The 24,415-nt window shown below is 46.4% G+C and carries 19 protein-coding genes and 1 pseudogene; 5 read left to right on the top strand and 15 right to left on the bottom strand.

Going from position 1 to position 24,415, the window contains the following annotated elements; genetic code table 11:
- Positions 1-31 precede the first annotated feature (31 nt).
- Entirely contained in the window at positions 32-610 is a 579-nt protein-coding gene (locus ACXADT_RS19100) for a TetR/AcrR family transcriptional regulator (protein WP_474832384.1), read from the bottom strand.
- A gap of 279 nt (positions 611-889) precedes the next feature.
- Between ACXADT_RS19100 and ACXADT_RS19105 the strand changes: the two genes are divergently transcribed.
- Entirely contained in the window at positions 890-3,925 is a 3,036-nt protein-coding gene (locus tag ACXADT_RS19105) for an efflux RND transporter permease subunit (protein ID WP_474832385.1), read from the top strand.
- A 48-nt stretch (positions 3,926-3,973) separates the two neighbouring features.
- On the opposite strand, the gene ACXADT_RS19110 is transcribed toward ACXADT_RS19105, so the two are convergent.
- Positions 3,974-4,435, bottom strand: coding sequence for an N-acetyltransferase family protein (locus tag ACXADT_RS19110; protein ID WP_474832386.1), 462 nt, complete (start codon positions 4,433-4,435; stop codon positions 3,974-3,976).
- Positions 4,436-4,630: 195 nt separating this feature from the next.
- Between ACXADT_RS19110 and ACXADT_RS19115 the strand changes: the two genes are divergently transcribed.
- The gene (locus tag ACXADT_RS19115) at positions 4,631-5,221 is read left to right on the top strand and encodes a helix-turn-helix transcriptional regulator (RefSeq protein ID WP_474832387.1); all 591 of its coding nucleotides are present in this window, start codon (positions 4,631-4,633) and stop codon (positions 5,219-5,221) included.
- Positions 5,222-5,283: 62 nt separating this feature from the next.
- Here ACXADT_RS19115 and trxA read toward each other — a convergent pair.
- Positions 5,284-5,601 (bottom strand): annotated as a pseudogene (gene trxA, locus ACXADT_RS19120) (thioredoxin); the annotation flags it as partial.
- 102 nt (positions 5,602-5,703) lie between these two features.
- Between trxA and ACXADT_RS19125 the strand changes: the two are divergent.
- The gene (locus ACXADT_RS19125; protein WP_474832388.1) at positions 5,704-6,273 is read left to right on the top strand and encodes a CGNR zinc finger domain-containing protein; all 570 of its coding nucleotides are present in this window, start codon (positions 5,704-5,706) and stop codon (positions 6,271-6,273) included.
- Positions 6,274-6,318: 45 nt separating this feature from the next.
- Positions 6,319-6,849, top strand: a complete 531-nt coding sequence (locus ACXADT_RS19130; RefSeq protein ID WP_474832389.1) for a GNAT family N-acetyltransferase — start codon at positions 6,319-6,321, stop codon at positions 6,847-6,849.
- Positions 6,850-6,861: 12 nt separating this feature from the next.
- Here ACXADT_RS19130 and ACXADT_RS19135 read toward each other — a convergent pair whose 3' ends face one another.
- The 12 genes from ACXADT_RS19135 to ACXADT_RS19190 form a co-directional block, all read right to left on the bottom strand.
- Positions 6,862-8,868, bottom strand: coding sequence for a sigma 54-interacting transcriptional regulator (locus ACXADT_RS19135; protein ID WP_474832390.1), 2,007 nt, complete (start codon positions 8,866-8,868; stop codon positions 6,862-6,864).
- Positions 8,869-8,893: 25 nt separating this feature from the next.
- Positions 8,894-10,054, bottom strand: a complete 1,161-nt coding sequence (gene iadA, locus ACXADT_RS19140) for a beta-aspartyl-peptidase (RefSeq protein ID WP_474832391.1) — start codon at positions 10,052-10,054, stop codon at positions 8,894-8,896.
- Between the two features lie 24 nt (positions 10,055-10,078).
- On the bottom strand, positions 10,079-11,533 hold the full coding sequence (gene nhaC, locus ACXADT_RS19145) for a Na+/H+ antiporter NhaC (protein WP_474832392.1): 1,455 nt from the start codon (positions 11,531-11,533) through the stop codon (positions 10,079-10,081).
- A gap of 263 nt (positions 11,534-11,796) precedes the next feature.
- The gene (locus ACXADT_RS19150) at positions 11,797-12,738 is read right to left on the bottom strand and encodes an ABC transporter permease (RefSeq protein WP_474834591.1); all 942 of its coding nucleotides are present in this window, start codon (positions 12,736-12,738) and stop codon (positions 11,797-11,799) included.
- 1 nt (position 12,739) lies between these two features.
- Positions 12,740-13,666 (bottom strand): ABC transporter ATP-binding protein, encoded by a 927-nt coding sequence (locus ACXADT_RS19155; protein ID WP_474832393.1) that lies wholly within the window; start codon positions 13,664-13,666, stop codon positions 12,740-12,742.
- Between the two features lie 2 nt (positions 13,667-13,668).
- Entirely contained in the window at positions 13,669-14,367 is a 699-nt protein-coding gene (locus ACXADT_RS19160) for an ABC transporter ATP-binding protein (RefSeq protein WP_474832394.1), read from the bottom strand.
- Positions 14,364-14,744: a GntR family transcriptional regulator gene (locus tag ACXADT_RS19165; RefSeq protein ID WP_270181091.1), complete on the bottom strand. Its 381-nt coding sequence runs from the start codon at positions 14,742-14,744 to the stop codon at positions 14,364-14,366. The genes ACXADT_RS19160 and ACXADT_RS19165 overlap by 4 nt, the downstream gene beginning before the upstream one ends.
- Positions 14,745-14,747: 3 nt before the next feature.
- Complete coding sequence (locus tag ACXADT_RS19170) at positions 14,748-15,518, bottom strand: hypothetical protein (RefSeq protein WP_474832395.1); 771 nt, start codon at positions 15,516-15,518, stop codon at positions 14,748-14,750.
- Positions 15,519-15,775: 257 nt separating this feature from the next.
- On the bottom strand, positions 15,776-16,915 hold the full coding sequence (locus tag ACXADT_RS19175) for a glycerate kinase (protein ID WP_474832396.1): 1,140 nt from the start codon (positions 16,913-16,915) through the stop codon (positions 15,776-15,778).
- An 11-nt stretch (positions 16,916-16,926) separates the two neighbouring features.
- Positions 16,927-18,591: an alpha-amylase family glycosyl hydrolase gene (locus ACXADT_RS19180; protein WP_474832397.1), complete on the bottom strand. Its 1,665-nt coding sequence runs from the start codon at positions 18,589-18,591 to the stop codon at positions 16,927-16,929.
- Positions 18,588-21,239 (bottom strand): glycoside hydrolase family 38 N-terminal domain-containing protein, encoded by a 2,652-nt coding sequence (locus ACXADT_RS19185; RefSeq protein WP_474832398.1) that lies wholly within the window; start codon positions 21,237-21,239, stop codon positions 18,588-18,590. The genes ACXADT_RS19180 and ACXADT_RS19185 overlap by 4 nt, the downstream gene beginning before the upstream one ends.
- Positions 21,240-21,307: 68 nt before the next feature.
- Positions 21,308-23,272 carry a fructose-specific PTS transporter subunit EIIC gene (locus ACXADT_RS19190; RefSeq protein ID WP_474832399.1) on the bottom strand — a complete coding sequence of 655 codons (1,965 nt, stop codon included), beginning with the start codon at positions 23,270-23,272 and terminating at the stop codon, positions 21,308-21,310.
- A gap of 166 nt (positions 23,273-23,438) precedes the next feature.
- Between ACXADT_RS19190 and ACXADT_RS19195 the strand changes: the two genes are divergently transcribed.
- Positions 23,439-24,188, top strand: a complete 750-nt coding sequence (locus tag ACXADT_RS19195; protein WP_474832400.1) for a MurR/RpiR family transcriptional regulator — start codon at positions 23,439-23,441, stop codon at positions 24,186-24,188.
- Positions 24,189-24,415: the final 227 nt, after the last annotated feature.

The following is a 24,415-nucleotide window of genomic DNA, read 5'->3' on the forward strand; positions in this document are numbered from 1 at the left end:
TTCATTCCATATTATGAAGAGCAACTGCTCTTCAATTATGACGGCGAACGGAATCCCAAAGGCTTTCTTCTACTCCAGATAAAAGTTCAGGAGATGGTTCAAGCTCGCCTGCTCGAATAAGGTTTTGAAGCTCAAGGAATGCGCCATACAAAATGGCGATCAGCGCTTTTGAAGGCAAGTTCCGAATCTCGTTCTTCTCTTTTCCTTCATCAAAAAACGTACTGAATAACTCCAAAAGCTGTGTGAAGTCTTCCCGGCTCTGTTCATTAAGAAAATGGCCGGCACTATGTTTTCGAATAAAATAAAGCGCATGCTCATGTTGATTCGTAAATAGAATCATATTTTTAAAAAGATGATGAAACTGGTCACGAATGGACTCATGGTATGGAAAGCCCTCTTCGATCGTCTTCATAAACGTTCCAACGTATTCTTGAAAAAGGGTGTTCACGAGCACCTCTTTGTTTTCAAAATATCTGTAGATCGTTCCGGCTCCAACATTGGCAGAAGTCGCGATCATCGGAACCGTCGTCGCGTCAAAGCCACGCTCAGCGAAGAGTTCGAGCGCGCTGCTGACGATCGTATCTCGTTTGTTTAGGGTCGTCACAGTCATCCCCCTTTCATTTCGAAATCATGCGGAATGAACATTCATTCCTATCTTTATTTTACCTACCAAGGAAAACATTAACAATGAAGCAGAAGTACTAGAAAGCGTGAAGAGTTTGTAAACGAATCGGTTTTAGTGGAATAGTTGAAACCTTTCTATCGTACAATCGTACGTGTACATAACAGCGTTCTAAGTCTTTGGGCTTAGGGAAATGGAAAACGTTTGAAGTCCATTTTAAGTGAAGACATCTTGGGGGAGAAAATTGAAAACAGGGGGGAAAATACGATGCAAGCGATTACGAATTGGGCGTTTCGAAACAAAGCTGCGATGGGGTTGTTCATCGTCATTACGATGCTTGTCGGAACCGTCAGCTACTTCATGCTGCCGATGGAGTTTTTGCCTGAAGCAGACAACCCGCAAGTAACCGTCGTCACGTTTGGGCAGGGGTACGACGCTGGGTCGATGACGTCATCCGTGACGGAACCGATCGAGCAAGCCGTCGCATCGATCGAAGGAAAAACGAGTGTCCTATCTACCACGGGTGAAGGGTACTCACAAATTGTCATCAACTTTGACTCGAGTACGGTGATGAAAGACGCAAAGAACAATGTGAGCGATGCGATCGCGTCAATCTCGCTTCCTGAAGGTGTTTCAGCACCTCAAGTCTCTCAGCTGAACACTTCAATGATTCCAGTCGGTCAGGTGTCGGTCACGTTTGAAGATGGATTGACGAAAGAAAACACGGAGCTTGTAAAAGACGAGATCCGACCGATGTTCGAGAATACCGATGTGATTTCTCAAGCGAGCGTGATGGGCGAAAACACGTCTCGCGTTCAGATTAACCTTGATAACGATAAGATGACAGAACTCGGTATCCCGGTGAATGCGGTGATGGGTGTCCTCCAAGGACAAAGCATCTCAGCATCGGCAGGAACGAGTAACATCGATGGTCAGAAAAGCACGATCAACGTAACGGATGACCTTGATTCGTTAGAAGGAATCGGGAACATTAAGCTACCGCTTCAGATCCCTGATGCACCTTCCGTTAAGCTTTCGGACGTTGCGTCTGTTGAAAAAGTAAAATCAGACAGCATGGTCACAAGGGTAAACGGAAAGGAAGCGCTCGCCGTTATTCTTTTTAAAGAAACCGACGCGAGTGCGGTGACGGCTGGGAATCAGGTCGTCGATACCGTTGAAGAGATCAACAGCACGTATGGGAACGTTGAAGCACAGACACTTTTTACAACGGGTGACATGGTAAAGAGCTCCGTCAACAGCATGGTGCGTGAAGTTGGACTCGGTGCCCTATTTGCGACGCTCGTGATCCTGCTCTTTTTACGAAAACTAAAGCCAACGATCGTGACAGCGATCTCGATCCCGCTCTCACTCGGCATCACGCTACTCCTTCTCTGGCTGTCAGGCGTCACGCTTAACATCCTAACGCTAGGTGGGATTGCGGTAGCCGTCGGGCGACTCGTGGATGACAGCATCGTTGTCGTCGAGAACATCTTTAGAAAAAGTCAGAACGAACGATTATCAAAAGCAACCGTTATCGACGCAACGAAAGAAGTATCTAGGGCAATTACGTCTTCAACACTGATCACCGTTGCTGTGTTCCTTCCGATGGGACTTGTGAACGGATCGCTAAAAGCCTTCCTCCTTCCGTTCGCACTAACGGTATCGTACTCGCTGCTCGCATCGCTTCTTGTTGCGCTAACCGTGGTACCGGTCTTAAGCCGCGCGATGCTGAAGAACACGACCCTTCCACCACACAGGAGACCAGAAGGCTACTTGCGCGTATTGAAGTGGTCACTGAACCATAAGTTCGTACCGATTCTTGTCGCGGTCGTCGTCCTGTTCGGTTCGATCGGCCTTTACGTAAGCATGCCAAAAGCGGCAACTGGTGCGAGCGACGCTTCTATCGTTGTCGTCGACATGGTCTTCCCGAGCGACACGCCGGAGGATGAAATCAAAGAACGCATGTTGTCGTTTGAAAAAGAACTCACGGACATTGAAGGCTATGAGCATTTCATCACCCAGTATGGCTCGAGTACTGAAGCCGCTCAATACGGCGAAGTAAGCGACCCTGATACGGTCATGTACACCTTCATCATGGAAGAAGGTGCTGATGCGGAAGCCTTCATCGAAAACGTGAACGAAGCGAAAAAAGATGAAAAGAACGTCGAGATCGAAGCTTATCCTACCTCCATGTTCGGCGGATCTTCCAACTCCTCCATCACGTATGACGTAGTTGGAAACGACACGAAAGACATATTGAACACATCTGAAACACTCATGGAAAAGATTGAAGGCGTTGACGGTGTTCAGAAAGTATCGAGCAACCAGGATAAAACGACACCTGTGTACACGGTCGAGATCGATACTGAAAAAGCGAACACCCAGCAAGCAGCGATGCAGATCAGAAGCCTGCTGAACCCGCAGGCGATCGGTACGGTCACTCTCGATGAGCAAACGACACCAGTCTTTCTAAACGCTGGCGTTACTCCGGATACACTAGGCGATCTAGAAGAGCTATCGATCACAACGAACGCTGGGGTCGTACCACTTTCTGACGTCGCATCGATCACCCAAGAGGAAAAGCCAAGTACGGTTCTTCATAAAGATGGTGACCTGTATGCGAGGGTTACTGCAGAAGTGACGCCTGAAGAACTTTCTGTTGTTTCAAAAGATATTCAGCAAATCATCAACGACCTCGACTTACCAGAAGGCATGAGCATCGATACCGGAGGCGCTTCCCAGCAGCAGGCGAGCGACTTCCAGGATCTTGGACTCACGATGCTTGCGTCCATTTTAATCGTATACCTTGTGATGGTGCTAACGTTTAAAACGCTTCGTGCACCGCTTGCAATCCTTGTTACCCTTCCGCTCGCATCGATCGGAGCCGTTCTCGGACTTCTCATCTCAGGCGTTCCAGCGGACGCAACCGCCTTGATCGGAGCGCTGATGCTGATCGGAATCGTCGTCACGAATGCGATCGTCTTGATCGACCGCGTGAAGCAAAACGAAGAAACGATGATCATCCGCGACGCCATCATCGAAGCATGCGGAACGCGTCTGCGCCCGGTTATCATGACTGCGATCGCAACGATCTGTGCGATGATCCCGCTCCTCTTCGGTCACGCAGGAGACGGAAACCTCGTTTCGCAGTCGCTCGCAGTGGTTGTCATCGGCGGTCTTGCCGTTGCGACAGTACTGACGCTTGTGATCGTTCCTGTGTTTTATGAGTTGTTGTACTTTAGGAAATCGAAGAAACAGCGAATTGCACAGGTAGATGTAAAGCAAGAAACGATCGCGAATTAAAAAAAGAGCTTGGACGTGGCGACTGCCGCTCCAGGCTCTTCTTTTCAATTACTCTCGCTTTTCATCCACCCACTCATACAAAAGATCCGGAAGATTCTCCTCGTTCTCATGTCCTCGACCGATGATCCTAAACCCGTGCTTTTCATAAAAACGCTGTGCGTTCGTATTCACTTCAAATGTATAGAGTGTAAGTTTCCTAGACTGTGCTTTCGCTTTATGTAGAAGCGCACTTCCAATCCCGAACCCTTGATAATCTACATGAATATACAGCTGATTGATTTCATTTTGATTGTACGCAATCATTCCAACAACCTTATCATCCAGCAGCGCAATTTCGATCACATACTGCTTATAAAGAACATGATTAAGGAAATGGAGATGGTTTTCAAACGTATGCATTTCTTTCTGACCTAACGCTCGTTCCTTACTTTGCCTCCACATTGAAATCGTTTGTTCCCCGTACGTTGGATGGTATGGAGCTAGGATGACGTCTTCTTTAGAATGATTCATCATTAACGCTTCCTTTCACAGCGGATGGTTTACTATATAACGTTACATCAACCTTATCATATACCTATTCAGGAAGAGTCAGCACACTCGTTGCAGAAACACCGATCTAGTTCCCGAAAAATCACATCTTACATTTTCTGGCTAATAACTTTATGATTAATCTATCAACCTATTTTTCTGGAGGTGCCCGTAGCATTGCTCGTTGAAAATCGTATTAAGGAAGTAAGAAGACAGCACAACGTTTCACAACTAGATTTGGCAGAAGAAATACAAGTGACGAAGAGAACCATCATCGCGCTCGAAGAAAATAAGTATCACCCTAGCTTGGAACTAGCTTTAAAAATCAGTACATATCTCAATACATCGGTTGAAGAATTATTTCATTTTGATGAGAGTAAGCAAGTGGAGAAGAAAAAGAGTAAGGCTGTTCCCTTTACCGTAGTTGGATTTGTCCTTCTGTTTAGTATCGCTTACTTTACAAGAAGCTTAGACTACTTCTTTCCTATATTGGCGGGAATAGTTGGTTCTCTTATTGGAGTAGGGATATCAAACTACAAATCTAAAGTGGAACAGCCGAAGCATCCTAGTCGTGATGAACGAGTAGATGCGAGGGTAAGCAAATTCATAACCATCTTCTTAACGGTCGCGATCGGTATCTTTACAATCAATGGGATCATACTTGATTACCTTGGCCACGATACAATTTCTGTGCTGTTTTTCTTTCAATTTATGATGGCTGCTATCATTTTGTTGGCAATAGGTTCGAATATTGCCGGAAGAATGTAGAAACTAGCATACACACAAAAAAGTAGCGCCCCTTCCACAAGAGGCGCTACTTTCTTCTTACATTAACCGTGTTTCTTCGCGATTGATGCAAGTTCTTCTTTCGTACGGAAGCCGACTGCGTTATCCACAAGCTCTCCGTCTTTAAAGAATAGCAGCGTTGGGATGCTCATCACGTCGTACTTGCGTGCTGTTTCAGGGTTTGAATCGACGTCGAGCTTTACGACTTTTAGGTCTTTTTCTTCTTCATCAAGTTCATCGAGAACGGGTGCGATCATTTTACAAGGGCCACACCAAGGTGCACCTAGATCTGCTAAAACGAGTCCTTCTTTTGTTTCTGCTTCAAAGTTATGGTCTGTTACTTGTTGTACTGCCATGTTATCTCTCCTCTTTTTGAATCTAACTACTAAAAATTTATTTAGTGGTTAGAATAATACATTATGTTATAATCGTTGTCAAAGATAACGCAAAAGGTGTGTCTCATAATGAATCAACAAACGAATTTTCCACATTTCTCTGATCACCTCTTCATCAACTTGATGAACACGATGAAGATGCATGAAAGTAGTCCGACAGATCTGTTAGCAACGGAAGCGGATGGATTGGAATGGATCGAGTTGATGAGGGAAAAGGGATTACTAACAACTAGACAGGTAGAACGGATCAATGAAGGTCCTCTCCATATGAACGATCTTAGAAACTTTCGTGATCAGTGTCGCGCGTACTTTGCTGAGGAAGATGAAAACGTGATCGGCGTGCTGAGCACGATGACGGAAACAGCACCGCTTTCTTTTATCATAGAAGACGGAAGCCTAACTCCACTCCCTTCACAAGGTGGTACGAACGGACTTCTCGCGATCATCGCGCTTTCAATGCTGGAGCTTCAGGAAAGCGGGACTTTAACAAAAGTTAAGGCGTGCGAAAATGACGAATGCCTCGCTTTTTTCGTGAATCAAAAAGGAAAGCGAAAATGGTGCTCCATGGAGGTTTGCGGAAACCGAACGAAGGCTAAGAAGCATTATCAAAAAACAAAAATGTCCCAAAACAAAGGATGAGGCCACTTGGGACCTCATCCTTATTTTCTGTAGAGGAGTGAAAGGATGCTCACGATCAAGCAAATCACCCCGTCTGATCTATACCCTTCTATGCTAGACACGTTTAAAAGAAATCAAGAAACAACGCGCGTGCTCGTTAACAAGAATGGAAGTCTCGTCGAAAAAGAAGATCACTTTAAAGACGAATGGTCTTTAACGCGTAAGCGAGAAATCGTCCAGCACTTTCGAGATGTGACTGAAGGCGGTGGCGCAGTGATCATTGCGAATATGGATACGACTGTTGTCGGATTTGCCGTCATCGAACCGGAAGTATTCGGAGAACGTTACTCCTACCGGGAGCTATCCTACATTCACGTCTCTTCAGAACATCGCGGGAATGGCATTGGTCGAAAGCTTTTCAACGTCGTGACCAACGTCGCAATGCAGTTAGGTGCTGAGAAATTGTACATAGGCGCGCACCCGTCGATCGAAACGCAGCGTTTCTATTTCAGTATGGGGTGTGTGCTCGCAGAAGAAATGAACGAAGCCATTTACAACCGTGAACCACTGGACCTTCAGTTAGAATATACGTTGTGAGGTAGGCGACTCCTACCTTAACAACGCCCGTACTTCATTAACACCATCATCCGTAATCATACATCCCCTAACTCCTTTGTTCACTTCTATAAACCCTTTCTCACGCAGCTCACTGAGCACACGTTTTACTTTCCCTTCTCCTATCACGATTCCTTTGTTCTTAAGCTCCGATACGATTTTTCTTCGACCGATACCATATTTTTTATGAATCATGAGAAGAACCTCTTCCTTCTCACTCAATACACTGACCGGTCGTGGCGATACATCGGCTTCCTTCAAGAAATAGCGCGGAAGATCACGGAGCGCTATTCGTTCATTTGTGAGCTTCATGCTCACGATGTATTCAACGACGTTGATCAGCTCTCTCACGTTCCCTGGCCATGGGTGTTGAATTAAGAAATCTACTGCATCTTTTTCGATATATTCATTGGCGTGGTAGACTTCTTCTTCCGTAAACGTATTGAGGTAATGATGCATCAACGGGAGAATATCTTCTCGCCTTTCACGCAGGGGAAGGGTGTTCAACGGCAACACGTTAAGTCTGTAGTAGAGATCCTGTCTGAACGAGCCTTCTTGAACTTTTTCTTCAAGATCAAGATTCGTCGCGGCGATGATGCGCACGTCGATCGGCACTTGTTCCGTTCCACCGACGCGTCTCACGCTTCCTTCTTGGAGAACACGCAACAGCTTCACCTGTAGATCAAGCGGCGCATCACCGATCTCATCCATGAAGATCGTGCCGTTGTGCGCCTCCTCAAACAACCCTCGCTTTCCGCCTTTCACAGCGCCAGTAAATGCGCCTTCTTCGTAACCGAACAGCTCACTTTCTAAAATGGTTGGCGATAGCGCAGCGAAGTTCACCGGAACAAAGGGCTGGTGTGACCGGAGCGATTCATTGTGGATCGCCTGAGCAAGCAGCTCTTTTCCAGTACCGCTTTCACCCTGAATCAAGATTGCCGCATGACGTTTCGCCATTCGCTTCGCTAACGCCGTCATCTCCATCATCTTCTCGTTACGCGAATATAGATGATGGAAATCGTAGCGCGCAACAAACTTCTTGTTTTTGATTTTTGAGCGAATGACCGTGTCGAGTTCCTTTAACGTGTCGTAGTTTTCGATCTCAAGTAAATAACAGATGACGCCTTCTTCATTCTCAACCCGATCGACGGAGACGATATATGTGTTCCCGTTAAGTTCGACCACCTCGTCCTCATGCTCGCCATCCGTCTTAAACTGAAATTCTTCTCCAAGAAAATCGCTGATCGTAGGCTGTTTTGCAGGCGTACCATTCAGCATCCAGTTCATCTTTTCGTTCGAATACATGATGTTTCCGTCATCATCACAGAACAGCAATGCCTTTCCAAACTTATCAAAAATCGTCGTTAAGAGGAGGTTCGATTGATCGTACTTCTGATTCAACGTAGATAAATATTTCGTTAAGCCAATGATGTCACTCACAAACTCAGACGATGCGAGCGTTCCTGCTTCGTGAAGGTGATCGAGCTCGAACATGATCTCTGTGATGGTCGTGATGTCCACCTGGCGATTTCCGATATCGATCACGTCACGTATTTCTTTCGGAACGAGCTGGCTCTCCCCTGGTGTGATCGCGACCTGGCACGTTGGATAGCCATCAATTCCTGGATAGTAAGGATGGAGCAAAAGAGATTGAAAACCGTGGCTCTTCAACTGATCCATCGCTTCGAGACAGCTTTCTTTCGTATCGTTCACAAGAAGAACATCCGTCTTTTCTTTTAGCGAAAATACTGGTTCGATAAAATCATAGCTAAGAGCTCTTCTCGCGACGATGATTTTCTTCGCCCCTTTTATATAGTCAGCAGCAAGATTCAAAACGGTTTCACCTGTAACGAGCACAACGCTGTTTTCAAAGTTTTGATGGATGCCTCGTTCGATCGCATACCCTTTCACGACCACGTTGTTCCCAAGGTACCGTTTTACCTGTTCGACGACACTATGTAATGTATTTTCTCCTAATGAAATGACGATGAGTTCTTTCATGTGCAAGCTACCTCTCATTCTGTATCTATTCGAACACGCCTGATCTTGTTATCTCGTATTCTCTCATAAAAGCAGATCCGTTGATATACACGTCCTTAATGTTCAGCTCATCATCAAGCAGAAGTAAGTCTGCGTAATTGCCTTCAAGGAGTGAGCCGCGCTCATCAGCTAGTCCAAGTCCCTTTGCAGGCGTAATCGTGAACGGTTTGAGCGCTTCTTCTACTGGTAGTCCGCATACTTGAACGAGTTCTTTGAACGCTTGTAGCGATGGTTCAAATCCTGCCACCGCAAGGCCATTCAAGTTTCCTTCCTGATCAAACGATGGAAGACTACCATTCGCATCCGAGCTCATTGTGATGTTCTCAGTCGGCACTCCGTTTTCAATAAGGTATTTCATCGCCTGTGCTGGGCTTAATGACCCTGAACTAGTTTTCGTGACCGTGTTCGTTGTAATATCGAGCAACCCACCGCGTCTGCCAAATTCGATGGAAGCTTCTAATAGACTTTCCGTTCGATTGATATGCGTAGGACTGAAGAGGCTGATCGGAAAATCTGTTTCTTCAAGAACCTCATAGATTTGCTCATAGTGATTCTTCCCGCTTCCCATGTGAAGGTGAACGAATCCTTTTTTCTTAGCGAGCATGGATGCAACTCTCGTGTAGCTAGCAAGACGCTTCAGTTCATCGTTCGTGACGTAAGAAGAACGATGATCCTCGATCGCAAGCTTCAACCCTAGCACTTCTTGAAAGAAAAGAATATCTTCACGAAGGTCGCCGGTAATGGTGTTCGATGGATACCCATAGCCACCGGTTAACATGTAGGCGTTCATGCCTTCTTCCCTAAGTGCCTTCGCCTTCGACAGCAAGTTCTTCGTGTTTCGTCCGATGTCGTTTGTTCCAAGCAGCCCAACGACCGTCGTGATCCCACTTCTGACGAGCGTACCTAGCTGAACTTCAGGAGTCGAAGAGGAGAAGCCCCCTTCACCTCCACCACCTGTAATATGAACGTGTCGATCGATGAAACCAGGCACGCACGAGGTGCCTGTCCCATCAATGGTTTCAAACTCAACGCCGCTCAACTCGATCGAATCCTCGATCGTGACGATACGGTCACCCGCAATCAGCACATCTTTTTTTCCTAAAAAGTCCGGTGCGTAGACGTTTGTTTGTTGTATTAACTTCAGCATGAATGATCCTCCTGTCGTCCCGTACTAAATTTTATACTGTGCTTCTTGCTCAGAATCGACCTTCATCGCCCCAGGCTGCTTCTCTACTTTTGTAATCGAAAAGCCTGTGAACCCGAACAAGATCGCAAAAATAAACCCGACGTAACACATGATTGCCCATGGCAAGTATTCGATAACCGGTACTCCGAGCGTGCTTGACATGTACACACCAGCGAGTGACCATGGCACGATTGGAACGACCACTGTTCCGGAATCCTCAAGCGTACGAGATAAGTTCTTTGCGTGAAGACCTCTCTCTTTGTAAACATTTTTAAAGAGTTCACCTGGAATCAAGATTGATAGATAAGAACTACCCGTTGTGACCGCCATCGTAATACACGAAAGCACTGTCGCAAGGACCATGCTGCCTGTTGACTTCGCTTTTTCATTAACCTTTGCAAGTACAACTTCAAGCGCGCCGATTTTACTCAACACCCCAGCAAAGGAAAACGCACAAAACGCGATAAGCGTGGTGCCCATCATTGAACTCATTCCGCCACGGTTCATCAAGTTCGCAACTTCTGGAGCAATAGTCGCTGGGTCCATCGATGCTGCCATCATCTCAACGTTAAATCCATTCACACTTGCAAGAAACGCACTTTCAAGCGTCACACCTTGGAACACGAGTCCAAGTAATATCGCAACAATCGAAGACGACAGCATAACTGGAATCGTTGGAAACTTCATGATCGACCCACCGAGCACGATGATGACAGGTAGTATCAATAAAATGTTCCAATCGAACATTGTCCCTAGCGTCGACGTCATCATCTCAAGCTTTTCTTCGTTCCCACTATCACCCGTAAGCGCAGATTTTCCAACAAAGAAATAAATGATCAAGCCGACTAACGCTGCTGGAATCGAGGTGTACAGCATATGTCTGATATGCTCATACAACTCACTTCCCGCTGCAGCTGGTGCAAGGTTCGTTGTATCAGAAAGTGGTGATAGCTTGTCACCAAAGTAAGCACCCGCGACCACCGCTCCAGCCGTCATCGGTAACGAAACACCTTGAACGATCGCGATCCCCATGATCGCAACACCGATCGTACCCGCAGAGCCCCAAGACGTTCCAGTGAACGTCGATACGACTGCTGTTACGATGAATGCTGTGATCAACAAGTAACTAGGATTGATGAGTTCAATTCCGTAGAAGATCATCAATGGGATCGTCCCAGATAGCATCCACGTCCCAATCAACACACCTACCGTAATCAAGATTAAAATGGCCGGCATCGCTTTCGCCGTCTTTTCGACGATGCCATCCTGCATCTCATTCCACGACACGCCAAGTGACTTTCCGATGATCGCTGCAATAATCGCCGCTGTAATCAATAATGGCTCAGCACGCAGATGAAACACCCCGTACCCAATACCTAGCAACAGCAACATCGAGACAATTGGAAGTATGGCTAACAAAAATCCTGGCTTTCTCTTCATGAATAGTTCCCCCTTTTATTTTTACCGCTACTTTTATACAAGCAAGTTCCGTGCCAACATTTTAATTCTTCAAAAAACGGTGAAAACAAAGGGGGTTCTTTGTATGGAAACCTTGTTTAACCGGGTAAGTCATGGGACAAAACGGGACTAACGGGATATAGTGGACCGTTCGATGTTCCCTTACTACACACTTTATCAATTGGTTCTGTTTGGTTGTTGTTGGATGAAAAAAGCCGACCAGGTTATCCTGATCGGCTTCTTCTTTATGCAGCTACATCCCGCTTCGTGAACAGCAGCCATGACAATGATAAAAACACGATTAAATAGACAAGCAGTGTTACTAACGAGAATCCTAGCGTCATGCTTTCAATGATTGGAGCCCCGTCGAAGTAGACGCTTAAATCCGTATTTGCGAACAGAATGTATTTCACCCAGTCATACTGACTAAGAAAGAATGTGAGCTGACTGCCGGTGAACATTAAGAAGATCGCTAACCCGATCGCAAGGGATGAACTCCGGAAGATGCTCGATAGCATGAAGGCGAACGTCACCATCATAAGTAAGTTCACACTCGCAAGCGCATACTCGATGATAAAATGAACTGCCATGCTCATTTCGGACACTTCTCCACCCTTATACGTTAAGTACGGTTGATCCACCGCACCAAAGCCAAGGCCGATCCCTCCTATGATAAATGAGGAAATGTATAAGATTACGAGAGACAGTACTGCAAACATCAGCGTTGCGATAAATTTTGAAGCAAGTATCTTCGTACGCGTAGCGGGTCTGATCAAGAGGAGCTTAATCGTCCCCCATGAATATTCGCTTGCTATGATTCCTGCACCAATAATGATCGTAAAGATGGAGATCAAACTGACCAAGCTGATGGAATTATCCATCAGACTCCAAATCGAGTCACTTTCTAAAGGTGGAATATCATTTGCGAGACGGTATTCATTAATGGCAATACTTCGCTCCATCTCGGATTTAAAGGCAGTTGGCATACCTTCTGAGTTTTGTAAGCTTTCCTCCGATTGCTGAATAGCAGTTTCCGTGTTCGATCGCCAATCAGTCGTTCTTTCATCTCCCGCAAGATTCGTAAAAATGGTTGCGAGCAGAACGCCAATGACAATCAGCCCGAGCATCACCCATGTCCCAACTCTTCGATAGATTTTCATGTTTTCATTTTGAATTAAGTGGAGCATACTAGACAACTTGCTCACCCCCTGTCACTTCAAGGAAAACATCCTCTAATGTTTTCACAGACGATTGAATTCCATAGATGCGAATCCCTTTTTCAACTAACGCGACTGTTACGTCTGGAATAAGTTCATGCTCCAACTTCACCATCATTGTTCGATCGCGTTGCTCGACCTCCGCATCAGGAAAGTTCGCTTTGATGGCATGAACGGCGTGGTTCACAGGGTCTACTTCAAACGACACCATCACCGTTTGGTCCTTCTGAACGAAGTCGTTCACGCGCTGCACATCGACCATTTTCCCAGCTTGAATAATGCCGATGCGATCACACATGAGCTCGATTTCAGAGAGTAGGTGACTCGAGACCACCACAGCCACGTTTTCCTCTCGTGCAAGCGTTCGGAGGTATTGTCTGATCTCACGAATCCCCGCTGGATCAAGGCCATTCGTTGGCTCGTCGAGAATGAGGAGCTTCGGACGATGAAGAAGCGCCTGCGCAAGACCCAGTCGCTGCCTCATGCCGAGCGAATAGCCTTTTACTTTCTCATGAATCCGCCCTTCGAGTCCAACAAGTTTAACGACTTCTTGGATTCTTTCCTTCGAGATTCCCTTCATCATTCGGGCATAGTGCACGAGGTTTTGGTATCCCGTTAGAAATTTGTACATCTCAGGATTTTCAACGATCGCTCCAACATTTACGATGGCATCTTCATAGTCCGTTGTAATGCTGCTGCCGTCGATGAGGATCTCACCTTCCGTCATCTTCATCAGACCGACCATCATACGGATCGTCGTTGTCTTCCCTGCCCCGTTCGGTCCTAGAAACCCAAACACTTCGCCAGGGTAAACATCGAACGACAGCTGATCAATGATCTTTTTCTTTCCGATCACCTTTGATACGTCACGTATTTGAACGACTGGTTCTACCGCCATGCTCACACTTCCTCCTGATACTGTTTTTTCAACCAATCGACGATTCTCATACCATCGCGCTCACGAATCGTTTCAACGTCTTCAAGCGCAAGAACTTTCCCGTTTCGAATCGCAATGACCATCTCGAGCAACGGCTCGATCTCCGCCACTTCATGCGTCGTGATGATGACGGTTTGTTTTTCTAGATCAATAAAAGAAAGCAACCCTTTTACAATTGAATCTCTTACCATCGGGTCAAGTCCGGATAGCGGCTCATCCATCAGAATGATCGGAACATCTCGCGCAAGCGTGAGGGCGATTTTCACCCTTCCACGGTTCCCTTTCGAGAGATGCTTTACCTTCTGTTCGCGATCAACTTCCATAAAATCGAGAATCTCGTACGCCTTTTCTGTTTTAAAATCAGCGAACTGACTTGCAAAAAAGGAGATCGTTTCTTTCACAGAATAAAAGGAGTAATATTCATCTAACTCTGAGAGATAAGCAACTTTATCCGCTGTTCGCCTCGTGACAGGCACTTCGTCGATCGTTACGTTTCCTTCAGTAGGTCCAACAAGGCCTGCGATCATCTTCATAAACGTCGATTTCCCGCTGCCGTTCGATCCAACGAGACCGATGAGCTTTCCTTCTGGTATCGTTATATTCACATCTGACAGGGCACGTTTTGTTAAATACCGTTTTGACACATTCTCAAAAGTAATCATGCGTTATTCTCCTTTTCATTCGTGACGTACGTTCTGATGCCATCGATCATATCTTCTGATGAAAATCCCATCTGCTTCATTTCTTCAATGAAATTCTGGATGTGGTTGAGTTTCAGCTCTTCTCGAAGTTCGCTAAGTCTTTCTTTTTCCTCGGTTACAAATGTTCCTTGCCCTCGTTTTGTCTCCACGATCTCCATCCTCTCCAGTTCATTGTAAGTGCGTGACACTGTATTTGGATTCACACCCGATTGAATCGCCATTTCCCTTACAGAAGGAAGCTTTTCACCGGCTTTCCTTTCGCCTTTAATAATTTCCCAGCTAATGCGATCTACGAGCTGCAAGTAAATCGGCTTTGAGGGATTAAACTCTTCTCCCATTCCTTACACCTCCACTTTTCGATCAAGTAACCAACTTGTTACGAAGAAAATAACGACTAAGAGGATTGTATCGAAAATCACGTTTCCAATTGGAAATGGAACCGTAGACGTGGATATTTCAAACGTTTCCTGCGTCACTTCCATACTTAATGGAGACGGAAATTGAACGTAACCCCAGTCCATCAATACTTCTCCAGCACGCGTTCCGCTAAACCATCCTCCAAACCAGCTGATCAAACCGATAAGCACAAGAACAACAAGCAGCGCCCAGCGCCCGATATACGTTTTCAACACTTGATACGCCGTCCAATAAAAGGTAACCCAAATCCCCATCGTGAGGGCACCTGCCAAAATGACGGCTAAAACGTAAGCTCCTAGCAGCCAAACGTTGTCGATCGGAAGCACAATGTCAGCTGTCTCAAGGTTAAACGCTATGAGAGACAGAACACTGACAACAACGAGTGAAATCAACAGTGCGAGTAATCCATTCAGCACTTTTGCGCCAATAAGACGCGAACCAGACTGTGGATTATGAAGCCAGAGATGCAGCTTCCGTCCTTCACTGTTCAAACTAATCAATAAGTAAATGGGCAGGAAGAACATGTGCATAAAAGCGAGTACGCCTCCAACTATTGCGGTCAGATAGGGCACTTCCCATCTTTCTGATGCCACAAAGATCCCAATCATCATCACTATGTCAAACGCAATCACGGCAAATAAAAACGTTCTCGTCACACGAAATTCCTTACGAAACAGCCCGCTCCAATTCATCATTTTACAACTCCCCTTAATGTGTTGGTGTATTAGTTACATAGTACACTGGTATTCTAGAAGAGTCAATCGGTGATTTGTAAAAAATTGTTTTGGAGTTGTCTTAGTAGTTGTAGAAGCGCTGTTTTACTGAGGTTTCTTCTGTAAAAATAAAAAAATCAGGCAGCCTTTTTTGGCTGCCTGATTCTTGAAAGGTGAACAAGCGGGTCACTCACTAGATACCCCAGTGCCTGCTCTTCCCTCAATTTATCTTCTTATAATCACTTTCTATTAACCTTCAACACTTGCGCAACATTCTCAGCAGTCCTCTCCACATTCAGAGCGCCATTCCGAAGCGCCTCATCAAGCGTCACCACACCATTCACCACGCTAAACGCGGCATCGATGCCGTGATCAAAGACCGCTTCATAACCCTCTCCAATACTTCCTGCAATCGCAATAACTGGTAGGTTATGAAGCGCCTTCGCTCGTTTTGCGACACCGACCGGAGCTTTTCCATGAATCGTCTGTGAATCGATGCGTCCCTCTCCCGTTATTAAAAGGTCAGCACCGTTGATGCGGTTTTCAAATCCAATTACATCGAGGACAAGATCAATTCCGCTACGTAATTCTCCGTCAAGAAAAGCGAGGATGCCAGCACCAAGTCCTCCGGCCGCTCCAGCACCGGCCTTGTCACTAACGGATTTCCCTAAGTCTCTCTGAATCACTTTTGCATAATGGGCGAGACACGCATCTAGTTCGCTAACCATCTCTTGTGTAGCTCCTTTTTGCGGCCCGAATACAGCAGAAGCACCGCTCTCCCCAGTCATTGGGTTCGTCACATCACACGCAGCTTCGATCGAAACTTCTTTCAAGCGGCTATCGAGTCTAGTCGCATCGATGGAATGAAGTTTCGCTAATGCTTTGCCCCCAAAAGGCAGTTCTTCACCTTTTGAATCTAGCAACCGAACACCGAGAGCCTGTGCCATGCCTGCGCCACCATCGTTCGTCGCGGAACCTCCGAGACCGAGCACGATCCGTTCGACACCGTAATTCAGTGCGCCTAGAATCAGTTCACCGGTTCCAAACGTCGTCGTCACGAGCGGGTTCCGCTCACCTCTTGGAACGAGATGAAGCCCAGAAGCAGCTGCCATCTCGATGATCGCTGTCTTCCCGTCACCCGTTATTCCGTAGAAGGCTTCTACCTTTTTTCCAAGTGGACCTGTGACTTCTTGCGTGATAATCTTACCCTCTGTCGCATCGACGACCGATTGAACCGTTCCTTCACCACCATCCCCGACAGGAAGATGTGTAAAGGAGGCTTCAGGATACACCTTCAGAAACCCCTTTTGTACAGCGTCGCACACTTCTTTCGCTGTTAAACTCTCTTTAAATGAATCTGGTGCGATGACGATGTTCATTTCATCACCCTTTACGATTTAATCCACATGTATTGATAAGGAGATAGTGTGACAGACTTCTCAACGTTTTTCTGACTGATTACGTCATGCCCACCATACGGAAGTTCGACCGAAACCTCCTCATTCGCTGCGTTTACAACGAACAAAACCTCTTCACCTTCATTTCTACGAATCAATGAAAATACCTTTTCATCCACATCGATGATTTCTTGCTCTGCGAAAGGAGAAAATGCTGGTTCGTTCTGGCGAAGACGAATCAAGTTTTTCATACCATTGAACACCTCATGCCGCCTCTTTGAGGACGCTAACTCTTCAACAAGCTCATCATACTGAAACTTTTCACGATTGATGCGTCGGTTAATCCCAGATGATTCGAGTCCTTCGTAGTCATTCTCTGAACCTAGTAGAGAATGGTAGTAAACCGCTGGCACACCCATCACAGAAAAGAGAATCGAATGCGCAGCAAGCATTTTTTGAATCTGCGTATCTTCATCAGTTTCGTCAGGATTGATGAGCGCATCCATGTAGTTGATGTTCAGTTCATATGGTGACTCTGTGCCGTCAGGGTTACTTTTATACGAAACGCGTCCACCGTTTTCTAGCACTTTATCCGCAAGTGCAACCCGCTCTTCTTCTTCTAAGATCCCCTCCGTCGGACGCATGCCGATGCCGTCGTGACTCGCAAGAAAATTGAAGTACGTTGCTTGATCAGACACTTTCTCGATCGTTTTCGCCCAGTCCGTGAGCGTACGGGTGTTATGTGTTGTGAACGTGTGGAGCACGAGTGGCGGCAGCGAGAACTGATACACCATATGCGCTTCGTTTTCTCCGTTACCGAAATAGCTGATGTTCTCTTTGTGCGGAACGTTCGTCTCCGTGATAAGAATCGTGTTGAGTTCAAGCTCTTCTAACAGTTCGCGCCACAGCTGAATGATCGCATGCGTCTGCGGCAGGTGAATCGATGTTGTGCCGGATTCCTTCCACATAAATCCGATCGCATCGAGTCGGATACTCGTCCCTCCGCGGTACGCATACTCTAGCAGTATCGTCGTCATCTCAAGTAACGCTGGGAAATGCCTGAAGTTGATATCGACCTGATCTTCACTGAAGGTTGTCCATGCTGTTTTACCGTTTTCGTAATGATGGAAAAGGGGGGACGTACGCGGACGAACAACGTTCGACGCATCGAAACCTTCTTCTTCACGGATAAAATAGTTCGCATACGTCGGATCATCGTTCAAGTACCCCTGAAACCACTTGCTTGATTTCGACATGTGGTTCGTCACGAAATCAAACATAAGACGGTAGTTCTCTGAAAGACGCTCGACATCAGACCAGTCGCCTAGATCCGGATGAATCTCACGGTAATCCACAACCGAAAACCCATCGTCAGACGTATACGGGAACATCGGCAGCAGATGAACGTCCGTGATCTCATTTTTTGCGTATTCGTTTATAAACGTATTGAGCGTCTGAAGAGTAGGCTCATCACCCTGACGAATCGCGTCTCCATACGTAATGAGGTACACGTTCTTCTCTGTTAATGGAGAAATGTCCTTCCAATCCTTCTTCTTCCATTCCTCGACCATGTTCACGATTTCTTCTTTGTATGACGGAGAATACTCCTCACCATAAATGGTTTGGAGTAAACTCTCGACCTTCTCTTTAAACTTCATCGCACATCCACCTTTACGTTAAGCGTCACATACCCTTTCGGCGCTACTGTTACGTCGCCTTCGATCACGTTTCCATCCTTTTCATCGAGCTTCGTTTGCATGATCGACTCGATCGAATCACTCGTTAGCGCAACGAGCTGTTCTTCATTCGTCGGGTTAAACAGGCGAAGAATAAGATTTTGATCATCGTACGCTTGTTTTATCGAGCTAATGAAAACATTCTCGTTCGAAGCGTTGAGCAAGCTGAATTCTGTTGGCAGCGCATCGACCGGATACGGAATTTCAAAGCGATCCAATCGCTCTTCAAATGTGTTCAGGTTTTGCTTCTGATAGCTCACACCGTGGTCGTTGTACTGATCGACGAGACGGAATAGTGAAGACTCATCGAATCCTTCTGCAAAATGAAGCGCGTATTCGAACGTCATCTCGCCCTGCATCTCGGCGTCAGGTGTATACACGACTTTGTTGTTGATCCCTGATGCGCGACCAGGACGCCATGCGAGGTCGTCTCTTCCAAGCAGGCGAACGCTTCTGAATAGGGTTAGCGCGAGTTCTCCTGTTTCTTTTAAAAGCTGATACTCTTTGATCCCTTTTGTCACAACAGCTGACGTTAGCTCGCCATTCGTCGCACCAGCAAGGTTTTCGAGCGGATAGATCGGGACAGGTGCTTCTGCGAACTTCTGCTCTCTCCAGTTCGCCATGTACGGGTTAACCGTCGGGCGCTGAATCAAGCTGAATCCTTGATCACCGAAGGAGTTCTCCGGTTTTTCAAGCGACGTTTTTAGCAGCACGCTTACTCTGTGGTCTTTCACGTCATTATCGATGTGATGGTTCACTCGAATGAACGCTTCGTTTTGGTGAAGCTCGAAGCTTGAGCGAATCACGAGCTCTTTAGTGGTGATGCCAGCTTTTCGCTCTTCAAGATCAGCTGGTACCATTAGCGAATGCTGAACATCCATTACTTCTACGCGAGCATGCCTCGTAACAGAAACTCGATCCACTTCAGAAGTGAAGATCGGCTCGTCGCCATCTAACGGGGAGAAGTCATATGAATCGCCTGCGTCCGCAACGTCTTCAAAGCGCAGGAAGTTCGGAATCGTCACATCGTTCGCTTTGATGTGAAGCAGAAGCGTACCGTTTTCCTCGCTGATCGAAAACGCCTCGTTCTCAATTTCTTTCCCAGTTTCTACGCTCGCGGTAACTCCTTCACCTTCAACCACTTCATACGTCTGATACCCCATCGCAGGCAGCTCAAGTTCATGAAGGAGCACTTCACTTCTGTAGTAGCCAGGTGCTTCCACCTGCTTTTCACCCTCAGCCGTCACGACGATCGTCTTTCCACCGCTGATATACTCTTGTTTCAGCGTATCGAACGGAACGTTTTCCCCATTCATCGTCTTCACTGAAAGCTCCTTCTCTCTTGTGAAAAGAACCGCCTTCTGTGAGCCTTCAAACGGACTCGGCAGCAGGTGGAACAAAACGAGTACGGAGTCTTTCCCGAGCTTACGGCTCACCGCTTCAGTCATTTGTTTTTTCAGTAGGTTCAAGCAACCGTCGGCCATGCGGATGACTTTTGTTAGTCGGTTTACGATCTCCTGATTCGTATCATCAGAGTTACAGCCTCCGATGCTGTCGTGGGCGTGGACGTCGAACAGCATCTTCCACATCTCATCGAGCCATGCTTTCGGATACTTGAAGCCGAGCGTACTCGCGATGCTTCCGAGCGGCTCGAGTTCGTTGATAATCTTCTTCTCAGCGATATCGTTCAGCTTCTTGATGTCATAGCGCTGTGAGCGGATCGTGTTGTGAATCCGTGACTTCTGCGTTGCGATGAGTTCGCCCTGTATTTCGTTTGTAAAATCGCCATCCTTAAACGTTTCTTCCATGAACGTTTCAAAGTCTGACAACACGTATTCATGCTTGTCGTCTTTCTCGTTCAGTGCCTTCACGGTCTCAGGGAAATGCTCACGAACGAGCACCTGATCACCGCCTGAAGGAAGCAAGAGGTTATCCGTGCTTTTATTCAGCGCTGAAATTTTATCTAAGATCGGCAGCAAACGCTCTTCCATATAGTCATCGTCTGAAGAAAGAAACTTCCCAGGTCCATAGCCGAAGTACATGTTGTTCGTTTTGATACTCGCACCGTCCGGAGACGTCCAGTGAAAGTTCAGGTCACCGTTCAACTGACCTGTGTAGATGCCACGCTGTAAAATACTGTAGTCGATCCCAAACTCTCTAAATAGCGATGGCAAATACGTGTTTTGCCCAAAAATGTCTGGGAGGTAGCCGATGTTCATGCTGTGACCCATTTTTTCTGCGATTCGCGTTCCGTAAAGCAAATTACGGATGAGCGATTCTTTGTTTACGAGGAGCGAATCCGCCTGTGTGTACCATGGTCCTACGTAGATGCGCTTTTCTTTGATCAACGTGCTAAGGCGCTCTTTTTCCTCTGGTCGAATGCGTAAATATTCATCGATGATGGAAGACTGCGCGTCGAACACGTAGCCCGTGTAATCCGGGTCTTTTTCCATCACGTCCATCAAGCGATCCATATTTTCAACGAGTAAAAGGTTCGAATCTTCTATTGTGAAATACCACTCACGGTCCCAGTGGGAGTGCGGTACGACGTATACTTTTTTCTGTTTCAATCTAGTTCCCTCCAGTACCTTTTAAAAGAAAAAGGGCACTCTTTTTCAAGATGCGCCCTCTATGTGATTTAGTTTGCTTGAAGCTCTCGTTTTTTGATCATCGCAAAACGGATGAAGATGTTCGCGAATGCGATGAACGATGCACCAACGATCAGGCCTAATAGGTATGCCCATAGGTTATCGACGAGCGGCCAGCCCCAGAATGCTGGGAGCGGGAGCCACTGAACGGCACCTAGTAGAACTGCCGTACTCGCACCAACGATCGCACCGATGATGTTGATTGGGATCGTGATGAGAGGGTTACGAAGCATGAACGGAATCGCTCCTTCACTGATCGCGATGAATCCGAGAAGTAATGCCGTGTTTCCTGCGACACGAAGGTCAGCTTCAAATACGCGACGACCGACAACGTACTTATCGATAACCGTTGCGAGTCCAAGTCCAATTGGCGGAATAACGATCGCAAGAACACGTGCTGTTAACGGATATACTTGATCTGCTGCGAGTCCGATTGCGATCGCACCAGCTGCTTTGTTGATCGGTCCGCCAAGGTCAAATGCTGTTGCAGAAGCGATGATCGACGCTAGCACAACGTCCCCTGTTCCTTGAGCGGATTCGATCCAGTTACGAAGAACAACGTTCAGTCCTCCAAATACGGGATCGATTACATAAAAGTTTAAAAAGAAGATCGATAGAACACTGATTGCAGGGATGAGGAACATCGGTTTCATCGCCTGGAAGTTCTTGCTGAGCTGAATCTTTTGATTTAAGAAACGGGAGATGTATCCTGCTGCTAGACCGAGGATAAGAGCTCCTAAGAATCCTGATGGAATGCCTTCGATTCCCCAGAACGTATGGTGAAGGCCGCCTGCGAATGCGCCTCCGATAAAGCCTGCCACTAACCCAACACGGTCAGCGAGTGAGTACGCGACGAATGCTGCAAAGATCGGGTACATGAACTTAAAGATCAAGACGCCAAACTTATCGAGGTGGTGCAGGATCACGAATAGTTCATTTGAGTGTGTTGCATATTTCGCTTCATGAATTTCATTCACGAGACCAAATGGCATCGCGCCAAGCTTTGCGATCCCCATCATAAGACCAGCTGCTACGATGACCGGAATCATGTAAGAGATCCCTGTCATAACCGCTTGTACCGCGTCTTTTAGGAATCCGCCACCGTTTGATCCAGTGGACTTAGATTCTTCCTCTTCCCCGTTCGTTTCGACAACACCGTCCGGTTTCGATAGTGCTCTTTGAAGCATGTCCTTACTATGTTTCAACGGTTCAGCAACGCGCGTTTGAACGTAGTTCTTTCCTTTAAATCGCTCTTTCTGCTTTGGTGCAATGTCTGTTGCGAAGATGACCGCGTCAGCTTTTTCGATCACGGGTGCTGTAAGCTCATCTTCAATTCCGTTTGCACCTTGCTTTTCAACGAGTACATTGATACCGAGTTCTCGCCCCGCTTTTTCAAGCGCTTCTGCTGCCATGTACGTATGGGCGATACCTGTCGCACATGCTGTGATAGCAACGACCGTTTTCGTGTATTCTTTTTCTTCACTAACTTCTTCTTTCTCTTTAATATCTAGTCGAGATAGAAATTCCTCTGCGCTATTTGTCGCCATCAACCCTTCCATATAGCCATCGCGCATTAAGTTCGTACTCAATGTGGACAATACTTCTAGGTGTGTGGAACCCGCTTCACTTTCTGGAATCGCTATCAAAAATACGAGTTGTACCTTGTTCGTAGGATCGATGCTCTCCCAATCTTCAAGCGGCGTCTTCAGGCGCGCTACGGCGAACGTTGCTTTTTTCACCGCGGATGATTTTCCGTGAGGTATCGCAAGCCCTCTCTCCATTCCGGTCGGTGATAGCTCTTCACGCTTTAAAACCGCTTCCAAAAATGGCTGTTCCGATTCAACATAGCCTTCCTTTACTAAATTTGAAATAAGCTGTTTGATCACTTGTTCTTTACTCTCTGCTTCAACGTCGAACAAGATTAAATTTTGATTCGTCATCTGTCTTAGTTGCATCTCGTCACTCCTATCTATTCCGATATGAAAACACTTACAAGTTCTTATAATATTGTTTTATCATGAAAACAACGGGTGTTTCTGTACATTGTCTGTACAATTGTACAGACTGACGCGTCAGCATGCTATACTGAAACGAGCATATTTCGAAAAAAGGAGCAATCACATGGGCAAGATCATTGATCAGTTTGGTAATAGCCTTGCGAACTTAACGCCGACAGAAAAGCAGGTGCTCTATTACATCGATCAGCATTTAACAGAGGCGAAGAATCTCTCACTAACGGAAATCGCTAAAGTGAACAACGTGAGCACGACGACCGTCGTCAGGATGTCACATAAGCTAGGATTAGAAGGATTTTCTGAACTGAAATATAAACTGAAAAGCGCGGATGAAGAGAGCGGAGAGCTTGAAGAAAACCCGATCGAAAGCTACAAAAAGGGCTTCGTTCAAGCGTTTGAAACGATTCAGCTTCATGAGCTCGACCGTCTGAGCGAGCGAATCCATCAAGCGAATCGCGTCATCGTCGTCGGGGTAGGTTTGTCAAAAATGATGGCCGAATACTTCAGTAAGCTGCTCATGCAGACGAACAAGCAGACGCACTATACATACGAATCGCACATGATCGACCTTCTTCCAAACATGGTGAAGGCAGACGACCTCGTATTTTTCATCTCGACAAGTGGCGAAACAAAAACGCTCATCCACGCAGCTGAAAAGCTTTCTTACTTGGTCGCAGACACCGCCGCGATCACGAACTCATCGGACTCTACGCTCGGCAGCATGGTCAACACGAACCTCAGCATGACGGTTGGGAAAGTGAAGTTCGCTGGGTATGATATCACAGCAAGATCGACGCTCATGCTGCTGATCGATTTATTGTTTGAGAGTTATTTGAAGAAGAGTGTGGAGGGGTAAGCAGTACATAATAAAAGCGGGTTTGAAATTTACTACGATAAAGAGGAACCGTTACTTATACCTTCATTCCAGCGTTTATACGAAAGCAGCAGCCATTTAGGTATGCTGCTTTTTCATCAAACAATTCGTCACCTACCTGCTACAGGCAATTCCAACCAAACCACATTCGGGGCTATCCCGCTTGGATGGGGGGATAATGGAAGTTCGCTGATATTTTTTCAAAATCG

The sequence above is a fragment of the Anaerobacillus sp. ABR4_321 genome, assembly GCF_056158505.1.